The organism is Tessaracoccus sp. (assembly GCF_016714275.1).
In the GTDB taxonomy this organism is placed as follows: Bacteria; Actinomycetota; Actinomycetes; order Propionibacteriales; family Propionibacteriaceae; genus Arachnia.
This window is the reverse complement of the sequence record NZ_JADJNP010000006.1, coordinates 17,487-30,576: the sequence shown is the minus strand read 5'-3', so window position 1 is coordinate 30,576 and position 13,090 is coordinate 17,487. Positions and strand designations below refer to the sequence as shown.

Here is a 13,090-nt window from a genome sequence, read left to right as displayed (position 1 = left end):
ATCCCCGTCTCGGCCAAACCCATCCGCCAGGCCATCCGCGCCGCGGGCGCTGAGGGGTGCAGTTACTCCTCGGCGCCCATGGGGCGAGAAGGCGCCTGGTCGGCGGGCTCGAACTCGACGGTGATCCGCGCCCGTCCCCCTTTGCGTTGAGTTCGTCCACCCTCTGCCGGATAGACGCGGGGTCGTTGGTCCACGCCGTCACCCTGACGCTGTTCGTGTCCGGCGTATATGCCGCCCCGAGCCCTGCCGCACCCAGGTCTTGGAGCGCCTTGAGGACGGCCAACTCCACCGTGCTTCGTTGGTCGTAGGGCAGGGCCTCCTCGGTGGCGCGGACGACTTCGACGGCTACCCTGCTCTCGGCGGCGAGACGCTCCATGATCTCCACCGCGTCATCCTTGACCTTGATCTCCCCGCGGGCGTGCTATCGCGTCCCAGCGATAGTCGACGATGATGTCTGTCAGGCGCGCTGGATGGCCGCCCTCCAGGGAAGTCGCGAAGTCGTTCTGCGTCCTGGCCGTCGGCCTCACCATGGGGCGCCGTGCTGGAGGGAGTACCTTCGGCCGCGGGTGCGCACGAGGCGAAGGCGAAGAGGAACAGCAATGCCGTCGGCAACGACGCTGCTCATCCGCATCACGGCGCTGTACCGGCCGGCGCGCGCTGCTCGTGCCATTGCCGCTCCCGTCCGTGCCACGTTGCTGTCAGATAGGTCTCTTGGCTCGTCGAGCGTACGCGCGTTTTCCTGGATGAGCGGCGGAGATATGCAGCCGCCAAGTCAGGGCCCGCTGGGTAGTCGAGTTCCACTCCGCGGGTACCCGAGTACCCTCTTTATCTGCCCCGCGAGGAGCGTGGATATGCGCTGATAGCCTCTTGTCCGGGACTCGGCAATGGCTGCCGATATCCCGAAGTATTTCAGGGGGAAATGCTGTGATGTCAGGCTCGTCTGATCGCCGTCCATCGCTCGCGCTGAGGCGCGTCGTCGTGGCTGCGTTGCTGATCGCATTGGCGTTCGTGGGCTTCGCTCCGGCATCTGCCGATGCCGCGCCGAGGGTGACGCCCACACCGACCATCTCTGGAACGGCGCGGGTCGGCAAGACCCTCAGAGTCAAGGTGGGAACGTGGCGTCCGAGCGTCTCGGCCATCCGCAGTGGCTGCGAGACGGCAAAAAGATCAAGGGTGCGAAGGGTTTCTCATACACGCTCACAGGCGCCGATGCGGGCGCGAGGATCTCAGTTCAGATCACCGGGAACTCAGTGGAAACTGCGCCCGGTTACGAGGACGTCGAAGAAGACCAAGAAGGTTGCCCTCGGCGTCATCACGTCGAAGAAAGTCACGCTGAGCAATGATCCCCAGGTCGACGGCACCATCACCGCCAAGACCGGGTACTGGAAACCGGCGGAGTCTGTGAGGCTGAGCTATCAGTGGCTGCGCGACGGTAAGAAGAGTCGCGGGGGCGACCAAGCAGGTTTATGCCCCGGTCGTTGCGGATGCGGGCAAGAGGCTTTCGGTCACGGTCACCGGCAAGGCAAGGGCTATACCTCGGTTGCGGTCACCTCGAAACGCTCGGCCGCGGTCGCACGCGGTACGTTTTGGGTCAACGTGGTGGCATCTACATACTTTCGCAGAACCAGCCCCGCGCAGGAGCACCCCTGTCGGTTGCGACGGGTCTGTGGCGGCCGAAGGCCACCCTCGCGTACCAGTGGCTGCGTAATGGCGATCCCCATCACGGGAGCGACCGACAACACGTATACGTCCAGCCGGCCGACGGAGGCACGGAAGTCATGGTGCCAGGTCACGGGCAGCCGCCCCGGGTACATCTCGCGCACCTTCGTAAGCGAGCGGATGTGCGTCCTCGGACCCGACGACTACGACCTCGAGAAGATCAAGAGCCGCGCGCTTCGGGAGTGCATCGACCGGGCGACGCCCAACACCGTGACCGGCTGGCTCATGCGGGCGGAGGGCGGAGAGGATCACCTCGTTGGAGTGCCCGTACGGGGGCGTCGAGACGCTCGAGGCTTCCCGGCTCTGCCGAACCTGACCAAACTCGATCTGGTCAACAGCCTTATCCCTGGCCTTGCTGGTCTCCCGGCGAAGACGCCGTCGCTCGAGTGGCGTCCGCTTCGGCACGTCCGACGGGTGACCGACTTCACCGCGCTTCGAGACGTCGCCGAGTGGTCAGACCTCTCCTATCTGGGGATAGTCAAGGGCGATCTGAAACACTTCACGGAATTCCTCCTATGCCGTCGCTTGAGATGTTCGTCGTCGGCCGGACGAAGCTCCGCGACGTCAAGGGGCTCCCCGACCTGCCGAACCTCCGGCTGCTCTCCGTGGTGTACAACGAGGTGACGTCGTTGGATGACCTTCTGATCTTCCTGCGTTGCGCACGTTGTATGTCCACGCCAACAAGCTGACCTCGGTCGGAGGGCCTCGCCGACCGAGTGGGTCTCAAGGAGCTATGGGTAGCACGACAACCCGCTGGCCGATCCGGCCGCGGACGGAGGAGGCGCTCAACCTCTGGTCGACGCGGGGTGCCTGATTCTCTGGGAGCCGCGCGCGTAGTCTGAGTCGCGCCCGCGTGGCGGTGTCCTAGAGCCAGTCGACCCTGCGGAACAGCAGGTACAGGCCGGCGACACCGGCCACGATGAGGACGATGCTGAGCAGCAGCCCGGAGCCGCTGGCGTAGCCGGGATACGGAGGTTCTGGCCGAACCAGCCCGTGACAGCCGTCGGGACCGCGATGATGGCCGCCCAGGCCGCGAGCTTCTTCATGATGTCGTTCAAACCGGGCGTCCTGCAGCGAGAGGCTGGTCTCGAACGCGTTGCCGACGACCTCCGGCGACTCGCTCCAATCGGCGGCACGGATGACATGGTCGTAGAGGTCGTCGAAGTCGCCGTCCAGCTCTCGGAGACCGGCAGCGTCTCCGGAGGTTCGAACCTGATCACGGCAGAGACGACCTCCCGCATCGGCAGCACCTTGCGGCGCAACTGCGCCAGAACCTTGCGGGACCGCGAACACCCGCTGCTGGAACGCGCGCGGCCGGACGCGGTCGCCGAAGAGCATGTCCTCCAGCGCCTCGTCATCCAATGCCTGGATCGCGTCGAAATGGCCGTCCACGACGGTGTCGAGCATTCCGTGGACGAGCGCGCCTACGCCCTGCTCGAGCTGCGCCTCGTCCGCCCAGCGCTGCAGCACCTCGTCGAAGTCGAATGCGCCGGTTCGCACGGTGATCAGGCCGTTGGGCAGCACGGAAGGCCGAGATCCGCGGGGTGACCAGCTGCGGCCTCGGCGGCGTCGACGGTCAGGGTGGTCGCATAACAGGTGAGGAACACATGCCCGGCGTGCCGGGTCGCCTTGGGGCGCTCGAAGGGCGCGGCCGCGTCCTCGACGGCGTGTCTGTCGAGCGTGAGCTCTTCGGCGAGTGTTGCCAGCAACCCGGTTCCGGGATCGACGAGGTCCAGCCATACCAACAGGTGCGGATCGGCGAGGAACTCGCTCAACTCGGCCATCGGAACGTCGCTCCGCTGCTGCACCCCGTCGCGCCAGGTCCGACCTTGCACCATGCTGGTGAGCACAGCATCCCACCGGAAAGCTCGCCTGGTGGCAGCATAGGCGTGTGCCCAAGGATGTTGCCGAGCTCTGCGCGCTGTTCGATCTCACCGCCACGGGGCGGCTCACGTTTCGCGGCCCCCAACCGCAGACGCTGCTCCAGCGGCTGTTCGGCGGGCAGGTGCTCGGCCAGACGCTCGTCGCCGCGGCGCAGACCGTGCCCCGTGACCGTCTCGTCCACTCGCTGAACGCCTACTTCCTCCGCCCGGAGCCATCGACGTCCCGCTCGACTTCGACGTCGAGGTGTTGCGGGACGGGCACACGTTCAGCAACCGCCGCGTCGTGACCAGGCAGGGCGACACGGTGATCTTCCAGATGACCGCGTCGTTCCAGGAGCCAGAGCCGGGCCTCGACCACACCGCGGCCCCGCCATCGGGGACGGCCGTGCCGACGCGTGCCCTCGCTGGCGGAGGTGCTCGAGCGGAGGTTCGGCCGGCAGATCACGATGATCTCCGAGTGGGACGCGCTCGACGTGCGGCTCGCGGCCCAGCCAAGGGAGGACCGGCAAGGCGGCAGCATGCGCGCCTGGGTGAGGACGAAACAGCCCATGCCCGACGACCCGCTGCTGCACGCCGCGGTGCTCGCCTGCCCGAGCGACATCACCCTGCTCAGCGTCACCGCCATCCCCGCATGAGGTGGAGTTCCTGTCGCCCCGGATGCAGGCGGCGTCCATTGACCACGCAATGTGGTTCCACCGACCCGTCCGCGTCGACGAGTGGCTGCTTTACGACATGATCTCGCCGTCGGCGTCCAGCGCCCGCGGCTTCGCCATGGGGCGGCTGTTCCAGGACGGCGCCGCCGTCGCATCCTGTGCCCAGGAAGGACTCATCCGGGTGGTCGGCGACCGCTGACCACCCGGATGAGGACCGAGACGCCTATCTGCAACCGTTAGGCCGCGACCCCTGACGCTCTGCATGGTGGCGAGCGCCTGCCGCTCGATCTGGCGGACGCGCTCCGCGGTGATGCCCCAGTAGGTGCCGATGTCGGCGAGCTTGGCCTGGCGCCCGTCGAGAAGGCCGTACCGGCGGCGGACGACGTCGCGGGAGCGCTCGTCGAGCTCCGACAGCATGCCTTCGAGGCGGGCGCGCTCCTCGGCGTCCAGCACGACCTCGTCCGGGCCGGGCGCGGTCTCGCGGGCGATCAGGTCGCCGAGCGAGGTGTCGCCGTCGGCCTCGACGGGGGCGTCGAGCGAGACGTGGTCGCGGGCGTAGCGGAGCAGGTCGACGACCTTCTCCTCCTCGAGCCCGAGGCTCGTCGGCGATCTCGATCAGTTCCGGCTCGCGGCCGAGCTGACGCTCGAGGTTGCGGCGGACGGCAGAAACCTGGTTGACCTGCTCGGCGACGTGCACGGGAAGCCGGACGATGCGGCCCTGTTGCGCGATGCCGCGGGAGATGGCCTGGCGCACCCACCACGTCGCGTAGGTCGAGAACTTGAAGCCCTTGGTGTAGTCGAACTTCTCGACGGCGCGGATGAGGCCGGTGTTGCCCTCCTGCACGAGGTCGAGCAGCGGCATCTGCGCGCGCCCGTGCTTGCGGGCCACGGAGACGACGAGACGGAGGTTGGCCTGGACGAAGCGCTGCATGGCCCTGCGACCCTCGGCGACGATCTCGCGCAGTTCCTCATCGCTGGCGTCGACCGAGCTGGACTCGCGACCGTCGAGAGCACGTGCTCCGCGAAGAGCCCGGCCTCGATGGTGCGGGCCAGTTCGACCTCTTCGAGCGCGGACAACAGTGCCGTTTTGGCGATGGCGTCGAGGTAGAGCCCCACCGCGTCCTTGCCGTCGATGCCTTCGGTGCTTCGCATACGTGCAGTAGTGTTCATCGTTCGAGTCCTTTCAGGAGTCGTCACCTAGTTCAACGCATTGACCGGCGCTCCGGTTCCACAAGAGGCACTCGCCAGGGGCGAAATCATCCAAAAGTACGAGTGCCTCACACGTTCCCCCATACCCAGGTAGGGGAACGCAGCGGGCCGCTCCCGCAAGGCCCCGGCTCGCAGCGCGCGAAGGCGGAGGCGGAGCCCACGATTCAAGACGTGGCCAGCGGCGAGGTCGAGCCTCGATGTGGAGGTCAAGCTCGACGGCGACGATGTCGTCCTGACCGTCGGCGGCAAGAACCGCACCATGGACGAGAAGAAGCGCTCGCTCGACGAAGTGGACGACTCCGAGTTCAACGAGGCCAAGGAGGCCCCGCTGGAGAAGGAGCTGGTCTCCGAGGAAGAGGGCTTCGCGCTCTCGGACTCCGACGACGCCGACGAGCCGGAGCAGCAGGTCGTCTCCGCCGGCGCCACCGCCGACCCGGTCAAGGACTATCTGAAGCAGATCGGCAAGGTCGCGCTGCTGAACGCGGTCCAGGAGGTCGAACTCGCCAAGCGGATCGAGGCCGGCCTGTTCGCCGAGGGAGCGGTTGACCTCCACGGAGGTCGTCGTCAGCGACGAGGATCTCGAGGACTTCGAGTGGATCACCGAGGACGGCCGCCGCGCGAAGAATCACCTGCTCGAGGCGAACCTGCGTCTCGTCGTCTCCCCTCGCCAAGCGCTACACCGGCCGCGGCATGCTCTTCCTTGACCTCATCCAAGAGGGCAACCTGGGCCTGATCCGCGCCGTCGAGAAGTTCGACTACACCAAGGGCTACAAGTTCTCCACGTACGCGACGTGGTGGATCAAGCAGGCCATCACCCGCGCCATGGCCGACCAGGCCCGCACCATCCGCATCCCCGTGCACATGGTCGAGGTCATCAACAAGCTGGCCCGCGTGCAGCGCCAGATGCTCCAGGACCTGGGCCGCGAGCCCACGCCGGAGGAGTTGGCGATCGAGCTGGACATGACGCCCGAGAAGGTCGTCGAGGTCCAGAAGTACGGCCGCGAGCCCATCTCGCTGCACACGCCGCTGGGTGAGGACGGCGACTCGAGTTCGGCGACCTGATCGAAGACTCCGAGGCCGTCGTTCCAGCTGATGCCGTGAACTTCACACTCCTGCAGGAGCAGCTGAACGACGTGCTCGACACGCTGAGCGAGCGTGAGGCGGGCGTCGTGTCGATGCGCTTCGGCCTGACCGACGGCCAGCCGAAGACCCTCGACGAGATCGGCAAGGTCTACGGTGTCACGCGCGAGCGCATCCGCCAGATCGAGTCCAAGACCATGTCGAAGCTGCGCCACCCGTCGCGGTCCCAGGTGCTGCGCGACTATCTCGACTGACGCGCCAACCGCACGAAGTTCGACAAGATGGCGTGCACTTCGTCGGTGATGTCGGCATCGAGGGCGAAGGCCGAGAGCTCCTCGGTCTCGTCCGGAGCGAAGTAGCCGGCCTCGCGGTAGATCAAGATCCGCTCCGCCATGCCGCGCGGGTCAGGTCCGGATGGAACTGGGTGGCGTACGCCCACGGGCCCACCCGGTACGCCTGCACGGGGCAGGCCTCGCCGGTGGCCAGCAGCGTCGCGCCGGGTGGCAGCTCCCGGCAGGCCTCCTTGTGTCCGACGAAGGCACGCATGATGGTCGGGATGCCGTCGAAGAGCGGGTCGTCGCGACCCTCCTCCGTCAGGGTCACGTCGACGACACCCACGGGCTCGCCGTACGTGCGGTCGACGACGCCGCCCAGCGTCGAGGTGAGCGCGCCGATTCCGTAGCAGAGGCCCAGGGCGGGACCTCGCGTTCGACCGCCTGGACGACCACCTGCGCGATGTCGGCCTCGACGCGCAGCTGCAACTCGGACTTGTCCTCGTCGCTGGCGTTGAACGGCCCGCCGCCGAGCAGGACGCCGGAGTAGTCGTCGAGGTTCAGCTCGGGGAGCGGAAAGCGCTCGACGCGGTGCTGCACGAGCTCGGCCTCCTCCAGTCCCGCCTTCGAGAGGATGGCTTCACGCTCGCCGGCGACGGCGTCATCCTCAGGGCGGGTGCTGAGCAGCAGGAAGGGCCTTGTCACAGTGATGTCTCCTCATAGGATGGGACGCCCGCGCGCAACTCGTCGGCAAGCGAACGGGCGACGTCTTTCGGTGTTCCGCCCGCGGCGACGATGCGCCGTTGGCGAAGATAGCTGGGGCCGTGCCGGACGAGTTCGGCGACGTGCCCGGATTCCTCGACGCAGTCGAGTTGCTCCGCGATCGGGGCGAGGTGCTCGACCCACTGGAGGATGCCGTCGGAGACGTGGAGGAGGTACTGGTCCTTGCGGGGCGTGATCACGTCGGCGGCCAGGCCGTAGCGCGCGGCGCGCCACTTGTTCTCGCGCATGAACCAGTAGGGGAGTCTGTCGATCGGCTCCTCCTCGGCGATCGCGCGCGACATGCGCTCGACGAGGCATTGGCTCAGCGCGGCAAGGGCGCCCACCTCGCGCAACGTGGGGACCGAGTCCATGGTCCGGTTCTCGACCGTCCCCCAGCTCGACGGGCGCACGTCCCAGCGGATCTCGGACGGGTTCTGGATCATGCCGACGCCCTCGAGCTGCGACGCGAACGACTCGAGCTCGGTCCAGTCGGTCATGGAACGGCAGGCCGTTGGTGGGGAGTTGCTGGAAGATCATGGTCCGCTGGGAGGCGAAGCCCGTGTCCTGACCCATCCAGTACGGCGAGAGCCGGACAGCGCGATGAAGTACGGCGCGAACCTGGCGAGCCCGTAGACGATCGGCAGCGCCTTCGCGCGGGCGTCGATGCCCGTGTGGATGTGGAGCCCGTTGATCGCCATCTGGGTACCCCAGTAGCCGTTACGCTCAGTGACCCGTCGGTACTGAGGCTTGTCGCCCGGCTTCTGCGCTGCCGGGTCCCCGAAGGATGCGCACCGGCGCCGAGCAGGGTGAGGCCCCGCGGCTCGAGCAGGTCGAGCGCCCACTCCAAGTGCTGCTGCAGGTCTGCAACGGCGGCCGCCGGGGTGTCGTGCACACCGGAGACGATCTCTATCATCGACGTCAGATACTCACGCCGGATGGGGCCGTCGACAGGGTCCTCCACCTGACCGAGGACCACCTCGGCCTCGGGAACCTGCTCAAGGGTCGCGCCGTCGACGACGGCCAGCTCCCACTCGATGCCGATGGTGGACTGGCGCGATTGCCCGAACGGTATCTTCATCGTTCCTCCCAGCGTTGGGGGAACAGTAATGCACGAGCAACGGCCTCCGGGGGGCTTTGTATTAGGCTTTCCGCGGAAAGAGGAGGTAACCACCACCATGTCGCTGTTCGCACGCGCTCACCTGGCCCCCGCAGACCCGATCCTCGGCCTCACCGAGGCCTTCACCGCAGACAAGCGCGCGGAGAAGGTCAACCTGGGCGTCGGCGTCTACCTGGGCGACGACGGCACGTTGCCCCTCATGGCCTCGGTGCGTGAGGCGCAGGAGCGCCTGACCTCCGAGCACAAGCCCCGCGGCTACCTCGGCATCGACGGCATGCCCGCCTACCGCGAGGCCGCGCGCGCCCTCATCTTCGGCGCCGACTCCGAGGCGACCGCCTCCGGACGCGTCGCCACCGTGCAGACCCTCGGTGGAACGGGCGCCCTCAAGGTCGGCGCCGACCTGCTCGCCGAGCTCTCCGCAGGCCCGACGGTGCTCGTTTCCAACCCGAGCTGGAGAACCACCGTGCGTTGTTCATGCGGGCCGGGTTCCGTGTCGAGACGTACCGCTACTACGACGCGGGCCTGAAGGGCGTCGACTTCGAGGGCATGCTCGCCGACATCGACCAGGCGGCCCCGGGCACGATCGTCGTGCTGCACGCCTGCTGCCACAACCCCACCGGCTACGACCTGACGGCCGAGCAGTGGGACCGCGTGATCTCCGTCCTGCAGCGTCGCCAGCTGGTCCCGTTCCTCGACATGGCCTACCAGGGCTTCGGCTTTGGCATCGAGGAGGACGGCCGCGTCGTCGCGAAGTTCGTCGACGCCGGGCTGTTCTTCCTCCTGGCGACTTCGTACTCGAAGTCGTTCAGCCTCTACGGCGAGCGCGTCGGCACCCTCTCCGTCATCGCGGAGGACGCCGACGTGGCGAAGCGGGTGCTCAGCCAGCTGAAGATCGTGATCCGGACCAACTACTCGAACCCGCCCACCACCGGCGCCGCGCTCGTGGCGACGGTGCTGGCCGACGACGAACTGCGCGCCTCCTGGGCCGACGAACTCGGCGAGATGCGCGAGCGAATCAAGCGGATGCGCCACGGCCTCGTCGGTGGGCTGATTGCCCGCGGCATCGACGACATGGGCTTCATCGCCGACCAGCTCGGCATGTTCAGCTACTCGGGCCTGACGAAGACCCAGATGATCGCCCTACGCTCCGACTTCGGCGTCTACGGCCTTGACTCCGGTCGCATGTGCGTCGCCGCGCTGAACTCCGGCAACCTGGATTACGTCGTCGACGCGATCGCCTCTGTCCACGGCTGAACACACACGAGTAAGGGCCCGGCGTCTGCCGGGCCCCTACTCGTTTCTCACGGCCGATCCTGGGCCGTGCCGCATCGGTCAGACGTAGTCGACCAGGCCGTGTCCGAAGCGGAACAGCGGGTCGGCCGTATCGAAGGGGCACGTCAGGGCGCGAAGCCTCGACGGCCGGCATCGAGCGGGGCAGGTCGAAGGGCAGGCGACCCTGCGGGCGCGCCACCCCGGTGAGCACATCCAGCAGCGCGGGCGCGCTCGCCCCCCAGTTCACCGTGACCGCAGCAGCCGCATCGACGATCGGAGCGAGGATGGCGGGCCGGTCGGCGAAGACATCGACAACGGTCGGAACTGCCGCGGCAACCGCGCGCACATGCGCAAGCACATCCTCCGGGAAGTCCAGCGAACCGGAGTGGAAGAAGTTCTCGAACGCGGTCGAGCGTTGCTCGTACGGCGCCTTCAGCCGGATCACGGCCGCGTCCGCATCCTCGGGGCGGTCCACCAGCGAGCCGTAGGCAGCGGCCTCCTCAGGGTCGATTCCCTCGACATAGAGGCGCAGCCCCCGCTGCAACGGGAGCAGCGGAGCGCCGCCCGCGTCGTTGGTAAGGAGCGTGATCGAGGCACGCTGGGCTGCGTCTCCCGCGGCGCGGAACTCGGGGTTGCCCGCGATCTGTCCGGCGGCGTCCTCGTCCACAAACGGGTTGTCGAAGAGGCCGAGCGCGAACTTCTCACGAAGCAGGCGCCGGGCCGAGACGTCGAGGCGCTCCTCGGGGATCCGGCCTGACTCGACGAGCTCAATGATCAGCTCCGGGCAGGCCTCGCCGCCGAACTGGTCGGCTCCGGCGTCCAGCACCATCGCCACGCGCTCCAGCGGGGTCAGGTGCTCGACCCCCCAGGCGCGTGCCGGGAACGGGTCACCGAAGAGCTCAGCGGGCAGGATGAGGCCCCAGTCGGTGCATACGACGCCCTCGACGCCGAGCCTCGCGCGGAGGAGGCCGGGTCCGCTGAAGGTTTGGTTGACCTCCGGGGTTTATGCCGCCAGTCTAGCGGTTGGTTTCATGATGAGTTCGAACTCGACCGGGGTGAGTTTCCCGAGCCTGCGTTGACGGCGTTTCCGGTGGTACTTCCCCTCGATCCAGGACACGATCGCTAGCCGCAGTTCCTCTCGTGTACTCCAGGACCGTCGGTCGAGGACGTTCTTCTGCAGGAGCGCGAAGAACGACTCCATCGCGGCGTTTTCACCGCATGCCCCACGCGGCCCATGGAGCCGGTCAGGCCGTGGCGTTTGAGGGCCTTCAGGAAGCGTCTGGAGCGGAATTGGGACCCGCGGTCGGAATGCACGATCACCCCGGCGGGCCGGCCTCGGTGGGCCACTGCCATCTGGAGCGCGTTGACGGCGATACGGGCCTTCATCCGCGAATCGATCGAGTAGCCCACGATCCGGTTGGAGAACACGTCCTTGATCGCACAAAGGTAGACCTTGCCCTCGCGGGTGCGGTGCTCGGTGATGTCGCTCAGCCATAGCTCGTTGGGGCCGTCGGCGCTGAACTGCCTGTTGACCAGGTCATCGTGGACGGGAGCGCCGGCCTTCTTGTACCGGGTCTTGCGCCTGGTGAACACCGACTGGATGCCAGCGACCCGGCACAGCCGCCACACTCTGCGCTCCGACAACTCGTAGCCCAACTCGGCAATGTCATCGGCCAGGACGCGGTAGCCGCCCTCCGGGTCATCATCGTGGAGCTGGTGGAGCACGTCGATCAGCTCACGCTCTTCGGCCTCGCGGGCCGACACCGGCTGCTTGAGCCACTTGTAGTAGCCCTGCTTGAGAATCCCAACACCCGACACGCGACCGCCACCGGCACCCTCACGGTGGCACCGACCGCAGCCATCTCCTTCACGAGCGGGTAGATCATTTTGGGGGCGTGATGTGAGCCTGCGACAGATACGCCGCCGCTCGCCGTAGGACCTCGTTCTCCATCTCCAGCTCGCGGATCCTGCGTAACGCCTGGGCCATGTCCTTGCGCTGCTCAGGATCGGTGGTCGGGGTCATCCGTGGGACTGGAAGCGAGCGTCGCGGACCCAGGCTTGAAGGGTGGTCTTGGCCATCCCCATGTCCTTGGCGACCTGCTTCTGCGGGATGCCTGAGGCGACCAGCGCGACCGCGTCGCGCTTGAACTCGTCGGTGTAAGCGATCTTCGGCATGGATGCCATCCTTCCAGCACGACCCTCTCGTGAGAGTCATGCGATCTTGGAGTCAACCAAACCTTCAGCAGTCCCGCCGGTGATCACCGACTTGTTGAACGCGAACGCGACCTCCGGGTGCTCAGTTCCGATCGGGATGCCGTAGTACGGCATCATCTGGCGCGTCCCGGCCGCGATGAGCGCTTCGAACGGCCTCATGTGCAGCTCGAACTGTCCGCCGGGGTAGACCTGCTCGCGGCCGTGGGCGAAGTGTGGATCCTCGCCGTCCTTCTGTGGGCCTCCACCGGGGAAGTGCTTGGTGATCGTCGACACCGAGGTGTGGCCGAACTCCGCGCCCTGGAAGCCGCGCACGTAGGCGACGCCGAGGCGGGCGGTGAGTTCCGCATCCTCGCCGAAGGTGGCGAGCTGCCGCGACCAGCGCGGCTCCGTCGCCAGATCGATCTGAGGGGAGAGCGCCACGCGGATACCCACCGCGAGATACTCCCGGCGCGCGATGTCGCCGAAGAGCTCGACCGTCGCCTCGTCTCGGATGGCCGCGAGACCCAGCGACTCCGGCCATTGGGAGAACGGCCCCGCGAGCATCCCTGTGCCCGGGTTGTCGGTGAAGGAGTGGCGAGGATCCGTCGACAGCGTCACCGGGATGCCGAGACGGGTCGAGCGGGCGAGGCGCTGGAGCTCGTTGTGCCAGGCGGCGATCTCCCGCGCGGTGTCGGCCCCTCCCACGAGGTTGAAGTGCGTGAGCTGCCGTCCCCGCACGAGCTCCACCGCCGACGGCGCGGAGATCAGCGGGTTCGGCTCTGTGAGGTCACTCAGGCCGATCATCGTGTGGAACAGGAGGCCGGCCTTCTCGGCGAGCGTCATTTCCGCGAGGAGGGCCTCCAGCCGCTCGTCCGCGGAGATCGTGGTATCGAACCAGGGACGAGCAGCTGTGGCGTCGGTCGTCATCGA

13 protein-coding genes and 6 pseudogenes are annotated in these 13,090 nt (G+C 67.3%); 7 read left to right on the top strand and 12 right to left on the bottom strand.

All coding sequences use genetic code 11. From position 1 onward, the window contains the following. The coding region (locus IPJ61_RS18570; protein WP_297111303.1) for a hypothetical protein at positions 1 to 385 on the bottom strand (385 nt) is incomplete at its 3' end. 1,849 nt (positions 386 to 2,234) lie between these two features. Here IPJ61_RS18570 and IPJ61_RS18565 point away from each other — a divergent pair. Next, positions 2,235 to 2,408, top strand: coding sequence for a hypothetical protein (locus tag IPJ61_RS18565; RefSeq protein ID WP_297111301.1), 174 nt, complete (start codon positions 2,235 to 2,237; stop codon positions 2,406 to 2,408). A 175-nt stretch (positions 2,409 to 2,583) separates the two neighbouring features. On the opposite strand, the gene IPJ61_RS22605 is transcribed toward IPJ61_RS18565, so the two are convergent. Together IPJ61_RS22605 and IPJ61_RS18555 are read right to left on the bottom strand one after the other, a co-directional pair. After that, complete coding sequence (locus IPJ61_RS22605; protein ID WP_297111299.1) at positions 2,584 to 3,243, bottom strand: magnesium transporter CorA family protein; 660 nt, start codon at positions 3,241 to 3,243, stop codon at positions 2,584 to 2,586. Next, entirely contained in the window at positions 3,225 to 3,557 is a 333-nt protein-coding gene (locus IPJ61_RS18555; protein WP_297111296.1) for a CorA family divalent cation transporter, read from the bottom strand. Before IPJ61_RS18555 ends, IPJ61_RS22605 begins: the two co-directional genes overlap by 19 nt. Before the next feature lie 53 nt (positions 3,558 to 3,610). Here IPJ61_RS18555 and IPJ61_RS18550 point away from each other — a divergent pair. The 3 genes and pseudogenes from IPJ61_RS18550 to IPJ61_RS18540 all read left to right on the top strand — a co-directional run. Then, a pseudogene (locus IPJ61_RS18550) lies at positions 3,611 to 3,876 on the top strand (acyl-CoA thioesterase); the annotation flags it as partial. A 121-nt stretch (positions 3,877 to 3,997) separates the two neighbouring features. Beyond that, positions 3,998 to 4,237, top strand: coding sequence for a hypothetical protein (locus IPJ61_RS18545; RefSeq protein ID WP_297111291.1), 240 nt, complete (start codon positions 3,998 to 4,000; stop codon positions 4,235 to 4,237). Positions 4,238 to 4,259: 22 nt separating this feature from the next. After that, positions 4,260 to 4,454 carry an acyl-CoA thioesterase gene (locus IPJ61_RS18540; RefSeq protein ID WP_297111326.1) on the top strand — a complete coding sequence of 65 codons (195 nt, stop codon included), beginning with the start codon at positions 4,260 to 4,262 and terminating at the stop codon, positions 4,452 to 4,454. Positions 4,455 to 4,513: 59 nt separating this feature from the next. Here the strand turns inward: IPJ61_RS18540 and IPJ61_RS18535 are convergent. Beyond that, a pseudogene (locus IPJ61_RS18535) lies at positions 4,514 to 5,425 on the bottom strand (sigma-70 family RNA polymerase sigma factor); the annotation flags it as partial. Positions 5,426 to 5,660: 235 nt separating this feature from the next. Between IPJ61_RS18535 and IPJ61_RS18530 the strand changes: the two are divergent. Beyond that, a pseudogene (locus tag IPJ61_RS18530) lies at positions 5,661 to 6,798 on the top strand (RNA polymerase sigma factor); the annotation flags it as partial. Here IPJ61_RS18530 and IPJ61_RS18525 read toward each other — a convergent pair. The 5 genes and pseudogenes from IPJ61_RS18525 to IPJ61_RS22420 all read right to left on the bottom strand — a co-directional run. Continuing rightward, complete coding sequence (locus IPJ61_RS18525; RefSeq protein ID WP_297111287.1) at positions 6,786 to 6,938, bottom strand: hypothetical protein; 153 nt, start codon at positions 6,936 to 6,938, stop codon at positions 6,786 to 6,788. The pseudogene IPJ61_RS18530 and the gene IPJ61_RS18525 sit on opposite strands and share 13 nt — an antisense overlap. Next, positions 6,920 to 7,198: a type 1 glutamine amidotransferase family protein gene (locus IPJ61_RS18520; protein WP_297111322.1), complete on the bottom strand. Its 279-nt coding sequence runs from the start codon at positions 7,196 to 7,198 to the stop codon at positions 6,920 to 6,922. Before IPJ61_RS18520 ends, IPJ61_RS18525 begins: the two co-directional genes overlap by 19 nt. Continuing rightward, positions 7,144 to 7,521, bottom strand: a complete 378-nt coding sequence (locus IPJ61_RS18515; protein ID WP_297111284.1) for a type 1 glutamine amidotransferase family protein — start codon at positions 7,519 to 7,521, stop codon at positions 7,144 to 7,146. The genes IPJ61_RS18520 and IPJ61_RS18515 overlap by 55 nt, the downstream gene beginning before the upstream one ends. Further along, the gene (locus IPJ61_RS18510; RefSeq protein WP_297111281.1) at positions 7,518 to 8,075 is read right to left on the bottom strand and encodes a carboxylate-amine ligase; all 558 of its coding nucleotides are present in this window, start codon (positions 8,073 to 8,075) and stop codon (positions 7,518 to 7,520) included. The genes IPJ61_RS18515 and IPJ61_RS18510 overlap by 4 nt, the downstream gene beginning before the upstream one ends. A gap of 58 nt (positions 8,076 to 8,133) precedes the next feature. Next, a pseudogene (locus IPJ61_RS22420) lies at positions 8,134 to 8,656 on the bottom strand (carboxylate-amine ligase); the annotation flags it as partial. Here IPJ61_RS22420 and IPJ61_RS22415 point away from each other — a divergent pair. Then, positions 8,613 to 9,871, top strand: a pseudogene (locus IPJ61_RS22415) (amino acid aminotransferase); the annotation flags it as partial. The pseudogenes IPJ61_RS22420 and IPJ61_RS22415 overlap by 44 nt on opposite strands. On the opposite strand, the gene IPJ61_RS22410 reads toward IPJ61_RS22415, so the two are convergent. After that, positions 9,798 to 10,412 (bottom strand): glycoside hydrolase family 3 C-terminal domain-containing protein, encoded by a 615-nt coding sequence (locus tag IPJ61_RS22410; protein WP_366505909.1) that lies wholly within the window; start codon positions 10,410 to 10,412, stop codon positions 9,798 to 9,800. The pseudogene IPJ61_RS22415 and the gene IPJ61_RS22410 sit on opposite strands and share 74 nt — an antisense overlap. Here IPJ61_RS22410 and IPJ61_RS18490 point away from each other — a divergent pair. After that, positions 10,314 to 10,724 carry a hypothetical protein gene (locus IPJ61_RS18490; RefSeq protein WP_297111269.1) on the top strand — a complete coding sequence of 137 codons (411 nt, stop codon included), beginning with the start codon at positions 10,314 to 10,316 and terminating at the stop codon, positions 10,722 to 10,724. The genes IPJ61_RS22410 and IPJ61_RS18490 overlap by 99 nt on opposite strands. Before the next feature lie 246 nt (positions 10,725 to 10,970). Here the strand turns inward: IPJ61_RS18490 and IPJ61_RS18485 are convergent. Next, positions 10,971 to 12,142: pseudogene (locus tag IPJ61_RS18485) on the bottom strand (IS3 family transposase). Between the two features lie 36 nt (positions 12,143 to 12,178). Then, positions 12,179 to 13,087: a glycoside hydrolase family 3 N-terminal domain-containing protein gene (locus IPJ61_RS18480; RefSeq protein WP_297111266.1), complete on the bottom strand. Its 909-nt coding sequence runs from the start codon at positions 13,085 to 13,087 to the stop codon at positions 12,179 to 12,181. Positions 13,088 to 13,090 lie beyond the last annotated feature (3 nt).

Excerpts from the sequence above, each read along its gene's own strand:
- IPJ61_RS18565 (WP_297111301.1), top strand. The coding sequence starts at position 2,235 with ATGCCGTCGCTTGAGATGTTCGTCGTCGGCCGGACGAAGCTCCGCGAC.
- IPJ61_RS18555 (WP_297111296.1), bottom strand. The coding sequence starts at position 3,557 with ATGGTGCAAGGTCGGACCTGGCGCGACGGGGTGCAGCAGCGGAGCGAC.
- IPJ61_RS18540 (WP_297111326.1), top strand. The coding sequence starts at position 4,260 with ATGCAGGCGGCGTCCATTGACCACGCAATGTGGTTCCACCGACCCGTC.
- IPJ61_RS18525 (WP_297111287.1), bottom strand. The coding sequence starts at position 6,938 with ATGGCGGAGCGGATCTTGATCTACCGCGAGGCCGGCTACTTCGCTCCG.
- IPJ61_RS18510 (WP_297111281.1), bottom strand. The coding sequence starts at position 8,075 with ATGACCGACTGGACCGAGCTCGAGTCGTTCGCGTCGCAGCTCGAGGGC.
- IPJ61_RS18490 (WP_297111269.1), top strand. The coding sequence starts at position 10,314 with ATGCGCAAGCACATCCTCCGGGAAGTCCAGCGAACCGGAGTGGAAGAA.
- IPJ61_RS18480 (WP_297111266.1), bottom strand. The coding sequence starts at position 13,087 with ATGACGACCGACGCCACAGCTGCTCGTCCCTGGTTCGATACCACGATC.